This is a genomic window from Thermocatellispora tengchongensis (assembly GCF_014202315.1).
GTDB lineage: Bacteria > Actinomycetota > Actinomycetes > Streptosporangiales > Streptosporangiaceae > Thermocatellispora > Thermocatellispora tengchongensis.
In genome coordinates, this window is sequence record NZ_JACHGN010000005.1 from 499,328 (window position 1) to 513,694 (window position 14,367).

The 14,367-nt window shown below is 73.9% G+C and carries 16 protein-coding genes; 8 read left to right on the top strand and 8 right to left on the bottom strand.

Annotation, left to right across the window (positions count from 1 at the left end; genetic code table 11):
• Positions 1-16: 16 nt before the first annotated feature.
• Together HNP84_RS14395 and HNP84_RS14400 are read left to right on the top strand one after the other, a co-directional pair.
• Complete coding sequence (locus HNP84_RS14395; RefSeq protein ID WP_185050162.1) at positions 17-1,321, top strand: FAD-dependent oxidoreductase; 1,305 nt, start codon at positions 17-19, stop codon at positions 1,319-1,321.
• 7 nt (positions 1,322-1,328) lie between these two features.
• The gene (locus HNP84_RS14400) at positions 1,329-2,549 is read left to right on the top strand and encodes a DUF6986 family protein (protein WP_185050163.1); all 1,221 of its coding nucleotides are present in this window, start codon (positions 1,329-1,331) and stop codon (positions 2,547-2,549) included.
• Positions 2,550-2,573: 24 nt separating this feature from the next.
• Here HNP84_RS14400 and HNP84_RS14405 read toward each other — a convergent pair whose 3' ends face one another.
• The 3 genes from HNP84_RS14405 to HNP84_RS14415 all read right to left on the bottom strand — a co-directional run bounded on the left by HNP84_RS14405 (position 2,574) and on the right by HNP84_RS14415 (position 6,046).
• Positions 2,574-3,254, bottom strand: a complete 681-nt coding sequence (locus HNP84_RS14405; protein ID WP_185050164.1) for a copper homeostasis protein CutC — start codon at positions 3,252-3,254, stop codon at positions 2,574-2,576.
• Between the two features lie 77 nt (positions 3,255-3,331).
• Complete coding sequence (locus HNP84_RS14410) at positions 3,332-3,934, bottom strand: GNAT family N-acetyltransferase (RefSeq protein ID WP_221336233.1); 603 nt, start codon at positions 3,932-3,934, stop codon at positions 3,332-3,334.
• A gap of 1,362 nt (positions 3,935-5,296) precedes the next feature.
• Positions 5,297-6,046 (bottom strand): GntR family transcriptional regulator, encoded by a 750-nt coding sequence (locus tag HNP84_RS14415; RefSeq protein ID WP_185050165.1) that lies wholly within the window; start codon positions 6,044-6,046, stop codon positions 5,297-5,299.
• Positions 6,047-6,186: 140 nt separating this feature from the next.
• On the opposite strand from HNP84_RS14415, the gene HNP84_RS14420 reads away from it, so the two are divergent.
• On the top strand, positions 6,187-6,534 hold the full coding sequence (locus HNP84_RS14420) for a hypothetical protein (protein ID WP_185050166.1): 348 nt from the start codon (positions 6,187-6,189) through the stop codon (positions 6,532-6,534).
• A gap of 98 nt (positions 6,535-6,632) precedes the next feature.
• On the opposite strand, the gene HNP84_RS14425 is transcribed toward HNP84_RS14420, so the two are convergent.
• The 3 genes from HNP84_RS14425 to HNP84_RS14435 are packed head-to-tail and all read right to left on the bottom strand — an operon-like array spanning position 6,633 to position 8,765.
• Entirely contained in the window at positions 6,633-7,037 is a 405-nt protein-coding gene (locus HNP84_RS14425; RefSeq protein ID WP_185050167.1) for a Zn-ribbon domain-containing OB-fold protein, read from the bottom strand.
• Positions 7,034-8,254, bottom strand: coding sequence for a thiolase C-terminal domain-containing protein (locus tag HNP84_RS14430; protein ID WP_185050168.1), 1,221 nt, complete (start codon positions 8,252-8,254; stop codon positions 7,034-7,036). Before HNP84_RS14430 ends, HNP84_RS14425 begins: the two co-directional genes overlap by 4 nt.
• Before the next feature lie 58 nt (positions 8,255-8,312).
• Entirely contained in the window at positions 8,313-8,765 is a 453-nt protein-coding gene (locus tag HNP84_RS14435; RefSeq protein ID WP_221336236.1) for a hypothetical protein, read from the bottom strand.
• A gap of 154 nt (positions 8,766-8,919) precedes the next feature.
• On the opposite strand from HNP84_RS14435, the gene HNP84_RS14440 reads away from it, so the two are divergent.
• From HNP84_RS14440 to HNP84_RS14460, 5 genes are all read left to right on the top strand, one after another.
• A complete protein-coding gene (locus HNP84_RS14440; RefSeq protein WP_185050170.1) occupies positions 8,920-9,471 on the top strand; it encodes a flavin reductase family protein in 552 nt (183 codons plus the stop codon).
• A 35-nt stretch (positions 9,472-9,506) separates the two neighbouring features.
• Positions 9,507-10,697: an acyl-CoA dehydrogenase family protein gene (locus tag HNP84_RS14445; protein ID WP_376771882.1), complete on the top strand. Its 1,191-nt coding sequence runs from the start codon at positions 9,507-9,509 to the stop codon at positions 10,695-10,697.
• A gap of 61 nt (positions 10,698-10,758) precedes the next feature.
• Positions 10,759-11,517 (top strand): SDR family oxidoreductase, encoded by a 759-nt coding sequence (locus tag HNP84_RS14450; RefSeq protein ID WP_185050171.1) that lies wholly within the window; start codon positions 10,759-10,761, stop codon positions 11,515-11,517.
• Positions 11,518-11,572: 55 nt separating this feature from the next.
• Complete coding sequence (locus tag HNP84_RS14455; protein ID WP_312924775.1) at positions 11,573-12,061, top strand: SLOG cluster 4 domain-containing protein; 489 nt, start codon at positions 11,573-11,575, stop codon at positions 12,059-12,061.
• A gap of 275 nt (positions 12,062-12,336) precedes the next feature.
• Entirely contained in the window at positions 12,337-12,762 is a 426-nt protein-coding gene (locus HNP84_RS14460; RefSeq protein WP_185050172.1) for a DUF6010 family protein, read from the top strand.
• A gap of 403 nt (positions 12,763-13,165) precedes the next feature.
• On the opposite strand, the gene HNP84_RS14465 is transcribed toward HNP84_RS14460, so the two are convergent.
• Both HNP84_RS14465 and HNP84_RS14470 read right to left on the bottom strand, forming a co-directional pair.
• A complete protein-coding gene (locus tag HNP84_RS14465) occupies positions 13,166-13,420 on the bottom strand; it encodes a hypothetical protein (protein ID WP_185050173.1) in 255 nt (84 codons plus the stop codon).
• 272 nt (positions 13,421-13,692) lie between these two features.
• Positions 13,693-14,364, bottom strand: a complete 672-nt coding sequence (locus HNP84_RS14470) for a pentapeptide repeat-containing protein (RefSeq protein ID WP_185050174.1) — start codon at positions 14,362-14,364, stop codon at positions 13,693-13,695.
• Between the last annotated feature and the right edge of the window lie 3 nt (positions 14,365-14,367).

Genomic DNA, 14,367 nt, shown 5'->3' on the forward strand with positions numbered 1-14,367 from the left:
ACGTTAGGAGGCGGACGTGCCGCTGCGCGTGGCGATCGTGGGGTCGGGCCCCGCGGGCATCTACACTGCCGAGGCTCTGACCAAGCAGGCGGGCGAGCCCGTCGAGGTGGACGTGCTGGAACGGCTGCCGACACCGTACGGCCTGGTGAGGTACGGCGTCGCGCCCGACCACACCTCGATCAAGTCGATCGCGGGCTACCTGCGCCGGGTGCTCGAACTGCCCGGCGTGCGCTTCCTGGGCGGGGTGGAGCTCGGCAAGCACGTCTCGGTGGACGACCTGACCGCCTGCTACGACGCCGTCGTCTACTGCACCGGCGCGATGGTGGACCGCAAGCTGGGCATCCCGGGCGAGGACCTGCCGGGCAGCGTGGCGGCGACCGACTTCGTCAACTGGTACTGCGGCCACCCCGACATGCCGGCCGACAGGTTCGTCCTGGACAGCCCCGAGGTCGCGGTGATCGGCGTGGGCAACGTGGCCGTGGACGTCGTGCGCATCCTGGCCAAGACCGCCGAGGAGCTGCGCGCCACCGACGTGCCGGAGGAGGTGCTGTCGCGGCTGGCCGCCAGCCAGGTCAAGGCGATCCACATGATCGGGCGGCGCGGGCCCGAGCACGCCAAGTTCACCCTCAAGGAGCTGCGCGAGCTGGGCGAGCTGGAGAACTGCGACGTGTGCGTGCGCCCCGAGGAGGCGGGCGACTCCGACGTCAGCGGGCTGTCGCGGCAGGTGCGCGGCAACGTCGAGGTGCTGCGCGGCTGGGCGGCGCGCGAGCCCGTGGGCCGGCCACGGCGGCTGGACGTGCGCTTCTGGCTGCGTCCGGTGGAGATCCTGGGCACCGAGCGGGTGGAGGCGCTGCGGCTGGAGCGCACCCGGCTGGAGGACGGCCGGGTGACCGGCACCGGCGAGTTCGAGACCCTGCCGGTGGGCATGGTGCTGCGCTCGGTCGGCTACCAGAGCGTGCCGCTGCCCGGCGTGCCGTTCGACACCGCCACCATGACCGTGCCCAACGAGGCGGGCCGGATCAGCGAGGGCCAGTACGTCGCGGGCTGGCTCAAGCGCGGGCCGACGGGCGTCATCGGCACCAACAAGTCCGACGCCGCCGAGACCGTGCGCACCCTGCTGTCCGACCTCGCCGACCGGGAGCGGGTGGCGGGCGCGCCGCTGGACGACCTGCTGCGGCAGCGCGACGTGCTGCCGGTGACGTACGAGGAGTGGCTGGCCATCGAGGACGCCGAGACCGCGCTGGCCAAGACGCTCGGCCGCGGCGAGCGGGTCAAGATCGTCGGGCTGCCCGCGATGATGGCCGCGATCGGCCGGGAATAGCACCGGCATGCAGGTGACCCTCGCGCATCCCCTGGCCCACGTCCCCGGCTTCGCCCCCGCCCACGCCGAGCAGGCGCGCCGCTACCCGCCCCGGCCCGTCGCCTGGCAGCCGGTCCACACGGTGTACGTGCCCGCCGACGCCTTCCACCGCGGGACCGTCGCCGAGTGGGGCCGGGCGGCCGGGTCGCTGTTCGCCGCCCACCTCCCCGGCTCCACGGTCCTCGCCGAGGTGTTCGGCGAGGTCTTCGGCGCGTACGCGGGCGGCGACGTCTCCGAGGGCGACCTGGCCCGCGCCGTGCACGAGCGGGTGGCGGCCAAGCTGGCCGGCGAGCCGGTCGAGGACCTGCGGATCGACTTCGAGGACGGGTACGGCGTGCGCGAGCCGGCCGAGGAGGACGCCCACGCGCTGGCGGCGGCCGAGGCCGTCGCGGCCATGCACGCCGAGGGCACGCTGCCGCGCCGCTGGGGCCTTCGGGTCAAGTCCTTCGCCGACGGCGACCCGGAGCGCTCCATACGCACGCTGGACGGCTTCCTGACGGCCGTGACGGCCCGCGCCGGGCTGCTGCCGCCCGGATTCACGGTGACCTTCCCGAAGGTCCTGATGGAGTCATATCTGGGGCAGTTCGCCGCGTGCCTGGCGGCGCTGGAGGAAGGGCTGGGCCTGGCCGAGGGCACGCTGCGGTTCGAGCTCCAGGTGGAGGCGCCGCAGACGGTGCTGTTCCTGCTGCGCTCCCCCGGCCTGGTGCCGTCGCTGGGCGGGCGGCTGGCCGCGGCCCACTTCGGCGTGTTCGACTACACCGCCGCGCTGGGGCTGCCGCCGCACGAGCAGCGGCTGGACCACCCGGCATGCGACCATGCGCGGCACGTCATGCAGACCGCGCTCGCCGGGACCGGGGTGGAGCTGTCCGACGGTTCGCTGGCGGCGGTGCCCGCGACCGACTCGGCGCACGACGTGCACGCGCTGTGGCGGCGGCACGCGGCGCTGGTGCGGCACTCCCTGGCGCACGGCTTCTACCAGGGCTGGGACATGCACCCCTCTCACCTCGTCAGCCGGCACGTGACCACGTACGCGTTCCACCTCGCCCGGCGCGGCGCGTACGCCGAGCGCGTCCGGGCCTGGCAGGAGCGGCGGGCGGCCGGCGACGGGCTGCTGGACGAGCCGGCCACGATCAAGACCCTCGCCGCGGCCCTGGCCCGCTCCGACCTGGCCCTCGGCGAGCCCCGATAAGCCGCTCGGGTGAGGCGGCGCGGCTCACACCTGATCGACGAGCGTCCGCCAGCGGCGTACGAGGGCGGGGTCCACGGGGTCGGACCAGGACGGGCGGACGGCGCCGCCCACGTGGAAGGCGCGCACGCCGTAGTCGAGCAGCACGGGCACGTGCTCGGCGCGCAGGCCGCCGCCGGCCATGATCAGCGCCGCGTCGCCCGCCCCGGCGCGGGCGCGCAGCACGCCCAGCCCCGCGCCGACGCCGGCCGGGTCGCCGGAGGTGAGCACGGTCGCGAGGTTGGGCAGCAGGCGCACCGCGCGCCAGGCGGCGTGCACGTCGGCGGCGTGGTCCACCGCGCGGTGGAAGGTCCACGGGAGCGGGGCGACGGCGTGGATGAGCGCCTCGGTGGCGGCGAGGTCCACCGCGCCGGCCCCGTCCAGGAACCCGAACACGAAGCCCGCCGCCCCCGCGTCGGCGAGGGCCCGCGCGTCCCTGCGCAGGCCCTCGACCGTCTCGTCGGTGACCGTGAACCCCGGGCCCGGCCGCAGCATCACCATCTGCGGCAGGGCGCACTTCGCGGTGATCGCCGCCACCGTCTCGGCCGCGGGGGTCAGGCCGTCGGCCGACATGTCGGCGACGACCTCCAGGCGGTCGGCGCCGCCCTCCTCGGCCGCTACGGCGTCGCGCACGTCGAGCGCGATCACCTCAAGCAGGGATTCGGTCATGAGTTGAGGCTATCGGGTACGGTTTGCGTGCTGTAGGGCATGCACCCCTGATGGAAGGTCCGGGCGGGTGCCGCCGGTCACGCGCCGACCAGTTCCGGGCGCGGGGCCGTACGGTCGCGGAAGGCCAGGCCGTCCCCGGAGGTCACCCCGGCGCGGCGCTGGAACAGCGCGCCGGACGCCCGGTGCGGCAGGTCCACCGTGCGCACGTGCTGGAAGCCGCGCCCCCGGTAGTAGTCCTGGAGCCCGAGGTTGGCCTTGGCGCAGTCGAGCCGCAGCCACCGCTTGCCCATGACCAGGGCCAGCAGCCCGGCCCAGTCGAGCAGCGCCTCGCCCGCCCCCTGCCCGGCCAGCGAGCGCGAGACGGCCAGCTTGTGCACGTACATCGCGGCGGCGGGCTCGTCGGCCGGGGTCCAGAACTCGGGGTCGGCGTGCCCGTCCACGGCCACGACGGCCACCGGGCCCGCGCCGTCGCGCTCGGGCTCCAGCACGTACAGGACGGCCTCCTCGATCAGCGGCACGATCCGCTCGGCGCCGAAGCCGCCGCGCGGCCACTGCCGCACGCCGCGCCGGTGCAGCCACTCGGCCGCCTCGGCGAGGAGGGCGAGCACACCGGGCAGGTCGGCATGCCCGGCCCGGCGAAGCGAGAGCGCCGGACGGTGCAGGACGGTGTTCGAGTGCATGATGCATCCCTTCGTTGCGATGGGTGTTGGGGTGAACGCGGAGAGTGTTGGTTCGCTGGCATGCGGAAGTCAGGGCACATATCGGGATTTTTGGGAAGTTTCTAACACCCCTCGATCGCCATCACCGGTTTCGGCGAACCGGCACGGACCGGTATGAGGCTCCTGGCACCCGCCCCAGCCCTCTCACCGGCCGACCGCCGGCGGAGCGTACCGGGCCCTCGCAATGCCTCCGTACGCCCGCCGAGGGCCCCCGCCCGGCCGAGGGCCACGCCGCGCGCCCACACGGCCTCTCCACGCCCCAGACGCCCCGGCCCGCCCAGGCCCCCCCACAAGGGCCCGGTACGCCCGCTGAGGGCTACAGAGGCCCCGGCCGGGCCGGGCCCACACCGCCCGCCGCTCCAAGCCCCGACGCCCCGGCTGGACGGGAGCACTTACCCCCACGCCGCCCAGCCACACACCCCTCCGGGCCGCCTTGGGGCGCGGCGGCGGCCCCGCGATACCGGCCAGGGCCGCAGCGTCCCGCAACGCGACGACCGCACCCGAAGACCCCGCCCGGCTCGGCCCGCGCCCATCAGAACGGCCGGTGACCGCGAGGCCCCGCCGGTCCCGCCGAAGCCCACCCGCGACCGCCGACGGCCGCCAGGCCCAGCCGGTCCCCTGCGGCCCATCACAGCGGCGGAGAACACACGCCCCTGCCCGTCATGCCGCGACGCGAACCCTCCACCGCCGGCACCCGATGCCGGTGTCGCAGGTACCGGGTGAGGTTCCGGGCCGCGGTGCCCGCCCTGGCCTTCCTCGTCTGCCGCCCGGCCTGCCATGACGGCCGGGCGCGTGGGAGTGGGCGCTCGCCGCCGCCTCGGTGGCCGTGGGCGCCTGCCCGCTGCCCGCCTTCGCCCACTTCGTGAGGCGCACCTACGAGCCGACCGGGCTCGACCTGGCCTGGTCATGGAGGCCGGCTGCGTGCACCGGCCCGCGATCCGCTCAACCGCACCACCCGCGCGCTGCGGCCCGCCCTGAGGGCCTGCCGTACCTCGGCCGGGAGCCGCGGGACCGAGCCGCCGACGGCGGGCGGCGCGGGCGCGGGGCACCCGGCCGAGCACCGGGAACGGCGAGCACCGGGTACGGCACCCTTGCGCCGCCCGCCACCATGCCGCAGGCCCCACCGGTCCCGCACCCCCTGAGGTGAGGGATGGGTGGCCACCACGCCGCGCGCCTCACCGACCGCCCACCCCTCTGGGACGAGGGGTGAGCCGCCACCACGCCACGCGCCCCACCGACCGCCCACCCTGAGGCTGGGGATGAACTGCCACGCGCCTCATTGACCGCCCACCCTCCGCCCTCTGGGGGCGAGGGGTGGGGCGGTCAGTGGCGTTCGAGTTCGTAGCGGATGAGGTGCTTGTCGGCCGGCAGGACCGAGACGGCCACCCGTACCGGTACGTCGGCGTCGTCGTAGCCCACCCGGACGTACTCCATGACCGGGGTGCCGGGCTCTAACTCCAGGCGTCGGCTCTCCTCGGGGGTGGGCATGCGGGCGGAGATGTCGTCCACCACCCGGACCTGGGGGTGGCCGAGTTCCTCCAGGACCAGGTTCGCGCCGCGCACGATGTCGGCGGGGTTGACGATCTCGGAGTCGGCGACGATGGCGTGCGGGAAGTAGGAGTCGTTGGTGTTGTACGGCTGGCCGTCCACGAAGCGCAGGCGGCGGCGTACCACGGTCAGGTCGCCGTCGGACAGTTCCAGGCGGGTCGCGATGTTCTCCGGCGGCTCCACGATGGCGACCTCGATCACCTGACTCGGCTTGCGGCCCTCCTGCGAGACGGCGTAGCCGAACGCCTCCCTGGGCGAGTGGGCGGGCTGGGGGGCCAGCTCGCGCTGCGGGTACATCAGCAGCGGCCTGCGGTCGCGGACGATGGTGCCGCGCCTGGGGGTGCGGCTGACCAGCCCCTCGTTGACCAGCTCGCCGAGCGCCAGGCGTACGGTGTTGCGGCTGACGCCGTGGGTCTGCATCAGGTCGGCCTCGGTCGGTAGCTGATCCCCCGGACCAAGGTCACCGGAGTAGATGGCCCGGCGCAACTCCCGGGCCACCTGTTGGTACAGCGTAGACCGCGCCACAATCACCCCTTTTGTGCCAACGAATCTAGACGATCTGGTTCTAGTGTGAAACTCAGCCCTTGACCTCGCCCCCTGGTTGCCCGCATCATCCAAACGTTGGTACAAATCCATCGAAAGGTCGGCGAGGGGGTGATGGGCCGGTGCTGTCGGTGCGCGCGGATGTGCCGAACCTGCCCTGGCACGATCCCCGCGAGGCGACGCGTCTACTGCGTTACGCGTTGCATCGCCAGGGGTTCACCCACACCTACCAGAGCAACGCGAGCGGCATGTCCGTGTTGTCGGTGCTCACCGACCTGACCGTGTGGTGCAAAGACGGGATGTTCGTGTGGACCGAAGACGGCCGGGAGGTCACCCATCCGGCCGACGACCCGGTCGGCGCGGCGGATCTCATCGCGCGCCAGTACCGACGACCGGAGCACGCCGATCCCTTCGAGTCCTTCGAGGAGGATCGCTCCCCCACCGGCTCCGGGCGCGATGAAACGGTCTAGGACCCCATCCCTCGCCGGGGTCCTGGCGCCGTTCGCGCTCGGGAGGGAGGTGTCCTGGCGGGTCCCCCACGCCCGCCAGGGCACACTCCCGTTCCCGCTCAGCGGGCGGGGTGCCAGGCGAGCAGGGTGAGATCCTCGCCGGGCACGTCCTCGAACCGCACCCGTACGGGCTCGTCCGGCACCGGCTCACGGCCCGCACGCCACGCCCCGTACAGGACGCAGGCCGGGGCCTGCTCCAGGCACACCATGACCACCGTGTACGGCGGCTCGGGCTCGGCGGCGAACCGCCGGCGCGCGACGATCCAGCTCAGCACCCGGCCCCGCCCGTCGGTGGCGTGCCACTCCCAGCGCGCGCCCCGGCACGACGGGCAGTACGCACGCGCGGGGAAGCGCAGCGTGCCGCAGCCGGAGCACCTCTGCACCGGCAGCTCGTGCCCGCGCACCCGCCGCCACCACTCCAGTGAGTCCCGGTCGGCGACCGGCCGCGGCCCCCACACGGTCACGCCGCCCTGAGGATCAGCGCCGAGGTGGCGGGGAGGACGTATCCGGGCTGCGCGGTGGACAGGGCCACCTCCGCCCCCGGCACCTGCCGCTCCTCCGCGTCGCCGCGGAGCTGCGAGACGGCCTCGGCGATGTGGTTGATCCCGTGCACGTACCCCTCCGACAGGAAGCCGCCGTGGGTGTTGACTGGGATCGTCCCGCCGAGGGCGGTCGCGCCCGACTCCACGAACGGGCCGCCCTCGCCCTTGGCGCAGAAGCCGTAGTCCTCAAGCTGGACGATCACCGAGTAGGTGAAGCAGTCGTAGAGCTGCGCGACGTCGATGTCACCGGGGCCGACGCCGGCCGCGCGGTACAGGCGGGGCGCCAGCTCGGCCGCGCTTGAGACGGTGACGTCGCGCGGGGCGGGGCCGGACAGGAACGACTCGCCGCCGCCCCAGGCCGCGACGGTGACGTCGCGCGGGGCGGGGCCGGACAGGAACGACTCGCCGCCGCCCCAGGCCGCGGCCGAGATCAGCACGGGCCGGTGGCGCAGGCCGGCGGCCCGCTCGGCGGAGGTGAGCACCAGGGCGCAGGCCCCGTCGGTCTCCAGGCAGCAGTCCAGCAGCCGGAACGGCTCGGCGATCCACCGGGAGGCGAGGTAGTCGTCCAGGGTGATCGGCGTACGCATGAGGGCGCGCGGGTTGCGGGCGGCGTTGGCGCGCTGGATCACCGCCAGCCGCCCGAAATGCTCCGATTTAGTGCCATATTTGGCCATGTGGGCGCGCGCGTACATGGCGAACTGCTGCGGCGGGGCGACGTACCCGTACGGCGCCTGGTACTGCACCTCGGGACCGACCGGCAGCGCCCGCCCCGTGCCGCCCATCCGGAACTCCGAGCGCGCGTTGATCGCCCGGTAGCACACCACGGTCCGCGCGATCCCCGCCGCCACCGCGAGCGCCGCCTGCCCGACCACGGCGTGCGAGACGCTGCCGCCCCCGAACTGGTCGAGGTACCACGAGGGCGGCGGCAGCCCGAGCGCCGGCCCGACCACCGAGGGCGCGGCCGAGTCGCCGACCCGGTGCGTGGCGACGCCGTCCACGTCGTCCGGCGAGAGCCCGGCGTCCGCCAGCGCGGCGAGCACGGCCTCGCAGGCCAGCGTGAGCGTGCTCACCCCCGAATCCTTGGAGAACGCGGTGTAGCCGACCCCCGCCACCGCCACCCGGTCCCGAATCCCACTCACATTCGAATGGAACCAAGCGCTTGGCCAAATCGTCAACCGGCCCGCACCTGGTTCGGCGTCACCACACCATCCAAGCAAGCGCTTGGTAAGATACTCGGCGAGTGGCCCGCACCGCCGCCGGGAACCCTTGCGGATGGCGACCGGCCCCCACCCCCGAGGAGGCGAGCGCGACCATGACGATCCCCGCGGCCAGACCCACTCCCGCGGCCAGACCCATCCCCGCGGCCAGACCCGCACCTGTGCCCACCCCCACACCCGGGCCCGGCACCACATACGGGCCCGGGACCACGACCCGGCCCGGGACCACGGCCCGGATCGCCAGGCCCACTTCGGGCGCCGGTATGGCGACGGCCGCCGCCACCAGACCCACTTCCGGCACCGGCACGGCCACCACCGCCGCCACCAGACCCACTTCCGGCACCGGCACGGCCACCACCGCCGCCACCAGACCCACTTCCGACGCCGTTACGGCCACCGGCGCTGCCGCAATGCCCGCGGGTGGTACTGCCATGTCCCGAGGGGCTACCGCCATGCCCACGGGCGATACCACTCTGTCCAGAGGCGCTGCCGCCATGCCCAGGGGCGGTGCCGCCGGGTGCGGTCCGGGGCGTGGGGTGGTGCCGGCTTCGCCCGTTCCGACCGCCGATCTTCGCAACGGAGCCGCCATGCCCAGTGGTCCCCCGCTCCCCGCCCATGAGAACGGCCGCCGCGAGCAGGGTGGCGTGCGCAACGGGGCGGAGGTGGACAGCAGGCACTTCCGCAATGTGCTGGGGCGGTTCGCGACCGGCGTGGTGGCCATCACGGCGGTGGACCCGGACACGGGTGAGCCGTGCGGGCTGGCCGCCAACAGCTTCACGTCGGTGTCGCTGGACCCGCCGCTGGTGGCGTTCTGCGTGGCGCACACCAGCACGAGCTGGCCCCGCGTACGCGCCGCGGCGACGCACTGCGTGAACGTGCTGGGCGAGCGGCAGCAGCGCGTGTGCGACCAGCTCGCGGCCAAGGGGGGCGACAAGTTCGCCGGGCTGGCCTGGCACGACTCCCCCGGCGGCAACCCGGTGATCGACGGCGCCCTGGCCTGGATCGACTGCGCGATCGAGGCCGAGCACGTCGCGGGCGACCACGTCATCGTCGTGGCGCGGGTGCACGGCCTGGACGCGCACGCCGACGGGGGCCCGCTGGTGTTCTTCCGCGGCGGCTACGGCCGCTTCGCGCCGTGACACCGGGGCCGGGCGCCCAGCCCAAGGCCGGTGCCCTGCCCGATCCCGGCGGCCGGCCCGATCCCGGCGCCCTGGACGCCTTCCGGCAGGAGGTGCGGGCGTGGCTGGGGGCCGCGCTGGAGGGGCCGTTCGCGGCGGCGCGCGGGCTGGGCGGGCCGGGCCGCGAGCACGAGGGGCACGAGCTGCGCGTGGCCTGGGAGCGGCACCTGGGCGCGGCGGGCTGGACCTGCCTGGGGTGGCCGAAGGAGCACGGCGGGCGCGATGCGAGCCTGGCCGAGCAGGTGGTCTTCCACGAGGAGTACGCCCGCGCCGAGGCGCCCGCGCGGGTCGGGCACATCGGCGAGGGGCTGATCGGGCCGACCATCATCGAGCACGGCACCGAGGAGCAGAAACGCCGCTTCCTGCCCCCGATCAGGGCGGGCGAGGAGCTGTGGTGCCAGGGGTACTCCGAGCCGGAGGCGGGCTCGGACCTGGCCGGCGTGCGCACGCGGGCGGTGCTCGACGGCGGCGAGTGGGTGATCACCGGACAGAAGGTGTGGACGTCGCTGGCGCACCTCGCGCAGTGGTGCTTCGTGCTCGCGCGCACCGAGCCGGGCTCGCGGCGCCACCACGGCCTGTCCTACCTGCTGGTCCCGATGGACGCCCCCGGCGTGGAGGTGCGCCCGATCGTGCAGCTCACCGGCACCAGCGAGTTCAACGAGGTGTTCTTCGACGGCGTCCGCACCGCGGCGGGCAACATCGTGGGCCGGCCCGGCGACGGGTGGCGGATCGCGATGGCGACGCTGGGCTACGAGCGGGGCGCGTCCACGCTGGGACAGCAGATCGGGTTCCGGCGCGAGCTGGCGGCGGTGGTCGCCACCGCGCGGCGTACCGGGGCGGCCGAGGACCCGGTGCTGCGCGACCGGCTGATCCGCGCCTGGCTGGAGCTGGAGATCATGCGGCAGAACGCGCTGCGCACCATGACCTCGCTGTCGGCGGGCGAGCCGGGGCCGGAGGCGTCGATCGGCAAGCTGTACTGGTCCGAGTGGCACCGCAGGCTGGGCGAGCTGGCGCAGGAGGTGCAGGGCCGGGCGGGGCTGGTCGCGGACGGGCCGCCGTACGAGCTGAACCCGTTGCAGCGGCTGTTCCTGTTCAGCCGGGCCGACACCATCTACGCCGGGTCGAGCGAGATCCAGCGCACGATCATCGCCGAACGCGCCCTCGGCCTGCCCCGGTCCCCGCGCTGAACGCGAGGGACCGACCAGTCGGTATGGACGGCGGGAGTGCCGTGCGGCATCATCAGGGCCTATGAACCTGTTCTCGGTGGAGGGGAAGACCGTCGTCGTCACGGGCGGCTCCCGGGGTATCGGCAAGATGATCGCGACCGGCTTCGTGCAGGCGGGCGCCACGGTGTACATCTCCTCGCGCAAGGCCGCGGAGGTCGAGAAGACCGCGGCGGAGCTGGGCTGCGTGGCGGTGCCCGCCGACCTGTCCACCCCTGAGGGCGCCGAGAGGCTGTTCGAGGCGGTCTCGGCCACCGAGACCAAGGTGGACGTGCTGGTCAACAACGCGGGCGCCACGTGGGGGGCGCCGCTTGAGGAGTTCCCCGAGCACGCCTTCGACAAGCTCTGGGGGATCAACGTCAAGGGCGTGTTCTTCCTGACCACCCGCTTCCTGCCGTTGCTGCGCGCCGCCGCGACCGCCGACGACCCGGCCCGCGTGATCAACATCGGCTCGATCGACGGGCTGCGGGTGCCGGGCATGGAGACCTACGCCTACTCCGCCACCAAGGCCGCGGTGCACATGCTGACCCGGCACCTCGCGCAGCGGCTCGCCGGCGACTCGATCACGGTGAACGCCATCGCGCCCGGCCCGTTCGACTCCAAGATGATGGCGTTCGCGCTGGACGACCCGGAGACCCGCAAGGCCGTCGCGTCCAGCGTGCCTCTGGGCCGGGTCGGGCGGCCGGACGACATGGCGGGCGCCGCGATCTTCCTGGCCTCGCGCGCGGGGGCGTACCTCACCGGGACGGTGATCCCGGTGGACGGCGGCATCACGGCCCGCTGAGCCCGTTCCGGCTCCCCGCGCGGTGCGGTTCACTGGGGGGCGGGAGGTGGCGATCGTGGCCTGGTCACAGGTGGCGGTGTGCGGGCCCAACGCGTGCGACGAGCACGAGGCCGCGCAGGCGCGCGAGGTGGGGCGGCTGCTGGCCCGCCGGGGCGCGGTGGTGCTGTGCGGGGGCTACGGCGGGGTGATGGCCGCCGCGGCGGCCGGGGCCCGCGCGGCGGGCGGGGTGGCGGTGGGCCTGCTGTCGGGCCGCGACCGCGAGGGCGCCTGCCAGGAGCTGTCGGTGGTGATCCCGACCGGGCTCGGCGAGGCGCGCAACGCCCTGATCGTGCGCGCGGCGGACGCGGTGATCGTGATCGGCGGCTCGTGGGGCACCCTGTCGGAACTGGCCCTGGCCCGGCGCGGCGGAGTCCCGGTGATCACGCTGGGCGGCTGGCGGGTGGTGGACGCGGCGGGCGAGCCGGTGCCGGGCCCGGTCACGGCGACCGACCCGGCCGAGGCCGTACGCCTGGCGCTGGCGAGCACTCCGGCGGGCAGCACCTGACCGCAGGCGAAGCGTGACCGCGCACCACGACCGGCCGGGCACGGCCGCGCACAGGGCAAGACCACGCGAAGAGGCGGGAAACCGCCACCCGCGAAACAGTAGGTCAACGGGGGGTGCTGCTGCCGCAGCAGGACACGGCGCGTGGCGGGAATCCGAGGGAAAGTGTCGATTCAGCCTCTGGGGCGACGGTGGACGGCCGTCCTAGGCTGGCCCCGCCTCCGGCGGCCACCTGTCCCCTTCCCCTCCGCGTTTGGCAGAACGGAACGTCGCGTCCCATGTCCATCCTCATGCCGATCCTGATCGGCCTGATCGCCGTCACCCTCATCTCCCTGATCCCCGAGCCGCACCGGCGCGCCGTCAACGCCGTGATCGTCGCGGGCGCGGGCGCCGCCTACCTCAGCGGCGGCGCGCTCGGCTACGCGGAGTTCGTGCTGCCGATCGTCATGACCTACGTCGCCTATCGCGGGCTGACGAGCTATGCGTGGATCGGCATCGGCTGGCTGCTGCACACCGTGTGGGACGTCATCCACCACCTCAAGGGCGCCCCGATCCTGCCCTTCGCCGAGCACTCGTCCTTCGGCTGCGCCATCTGCGACCCGGTGATCGCGCTGTGGTGCTTCGCGGGCGGGCCGTCGGTCATCGGCTGGGTCCGCGCCCGCTTGTCCCGCAAGGAGGCCGCACCCCTCGCCCCGGCCGAATAGCACCCTCTCATCTCGGCGGGCGACCACCGGTCGTCCGCCGGGGCACGTGCGCCGGGAGGGTCGTCACCGGCCCCTGCCGTGCCTGTGGGTCCCCTGCCGTGCCTGCGGGCTCCTGCCGTGCCTGTGCTCACGCTCTGCGCGTGGTCATGCCCTCCGTGCGACCATGCCGTCCGTGTGACCATGCCGGCAGAACTCGGCGGTGCCGGTGTCGGTGGGGCGAGCTTCCGGCTCGGCGAGTTTCCGCACGGTCACGGCGCGGTCGCCTGCCTGGAAGCGTGGGCCGGATGCGTCCCGGTCGGCCGGTTCGGCCCACAGGCATGGAACGCCCAGCCCACGAGCACACGCGGACCACGGCCAAGGGCCGGCCCCGGCGTATGCCTGGGGCCGGCCCGTGACGTCGCTGTCAGTCGAAGACGTAGGTCACGGTGACACTGCCGTTGGAGGCGGTGCCGGCCACGCCGTTGAGGTTGTTGACGTTGGTCGACTGGCCCGTGCCGGCGTTCCGGGAGGAGACCTGCCCGAAGAGGTTGCCGGACTGCGCGGAGTCGGTGTTGTTGCTCCAGTTCCTCCAGTCATCAGCGTGCGCGGGGGACGTGACGAGCACGGCTCCGGCAGCGGCGGCGAGCACGGCACCGGCAACGCACAGCTTCTTGATCACTTCAGCTCCTTCGCTCGGAAGAACGGCTGCGCACCCACGGACGGAAACCCCTGGCTCTGGGCCCAACCAGCCGAGGCGCCCCCTTGACCCGGGTGTTGACCTGTCGGTCAAAGCCAGAGCGATGGTATAACGCACTGTCGCCGATTGCTAGCGTTGTGTGACCAAAGGTTGGCGCGCCGGATCGAGCACGGTCACCGGTGTCGCGATGACGTGCGGGATCGGCGGTTTACGGGACGGCGTTCATCAGGGTCATCGGCACCGCAGGATGGCGGTCACAGCACGGTGAGGCCGCGTGCGGCGAGGATGCCGGCGGCCTGGGCCGGGCTGATCACGGCTCCGGCGAGGGCGCGCAGTTGCGTGTCGTCGGGCTCGCCGAGGTCGGCGCCGCGCAGGTCGGCGCCGGTGAACGTGGTGTCGATCATGCGGGCGCCGCCCAGCCGGGAGCCGCTGAAGACGGTCTTGCTGAAGTCGCACCCCGACAGGTTGGCCTCGTCGAGGCGGACGCCCTCGATCACCTGGCCGCGCAGCGAGCAGCCGGTGAGGTCGGCCAGCATGAGGTTGCTGCGGGCGATGCGGTAGCCGTGGCCGCGGCACCCGGTCAGCTTGGCGCCGATGAGCCGGCACCCGGTGAAGGAGACGTCGGTGAGCAGGGCGTTGGCGAAGTCGGCCGCGGACAGATCGACGTCGGTGAACCGCGCGTCGATCAGTTCGCCGTCGCCGAACCGGATGCCGCTCCCGCCCCCGCCGCTGAACCGCGCCGCGTCGAGGTCGGCCCCGCGGAAGTCGGCGTGGTCGAGCACGCACCCCTCGAACACGGCCCCGGCGAGCTCGGCCCCGTTGAAGTCGGCCCCGGTCAGGTCGCAGGCGCGGAAGACGTGCGGGCCGTCGTCGTCGGCCCCCTCGACCGGTGAGGTGTACGCGAGGTCGGCGCCCGAGAACTCCATGGG

What these genes read in the sequence shown, in the direction of transcription:
- HNP84_RS14470 (WP_185050174.1), bottom strand. Translation starts at nt 14,364, where the DNA reads ATGGAGTTCTCGGGCGCCGACCTCGCGTACACCTCACCGGTCGAGGGG.
- HNP84_RS14400 (WP_185050163.1), top strand. Translation starts at nt 1,329, where the DNA reads ATGCAGGTGACCCTCGCGCATCCCCTGGCCCACGTCCCCGGCTTCGCC.
- HNP84_RS14450 (WP_185050171.1), top strand. Translation starts at nt 10,759, where the DNA reads ATGAACCTGTTCTCGGTGGAGGGGAAGACCGTCGTCGTCACGGGCGGC.
- HNP84_RS14435 (WP_221336236.1), bottom strand. Translation starts at nt 8,765, where the DNA reads ATGGCAGTACCACCCGCGGGCATTGCGGCAGCGCCGGTGGCCGTAACG.
- HNP84_RS14410 (WP_221336233.1), bottom strand. Translation starts at nt 3,934, where the DNA reads ATGCACTCGAACACCGTCCTGCACCGTCCGGCGCTCTCGCTTCGCCGG.
- HNP84_RS14440 (WP_185050170.1), top strand. Translation starts at nt 8,920, where the DNA reads ATGCCCAGTGGTCCCCCGCTCCCCGCCCATGAGAACGGCCGCCGCGAG.
- HNP84_RS14460 (WP_185050172.1), top strand. Translation starts at nt 12,337, where the DNA reads ATGTCCATCCTCATGCCGATCCTGATCGGCCTGATCGCCGTCACCCTC.
- HNP84_RS14405 (WP_185050164.1), bottom strand. Translation starts at nt 3,254, where the DNA reads ATGACCGAATCCCTGCTTGAGGTGATCGCGCTCGACGTGCGCGACGCC.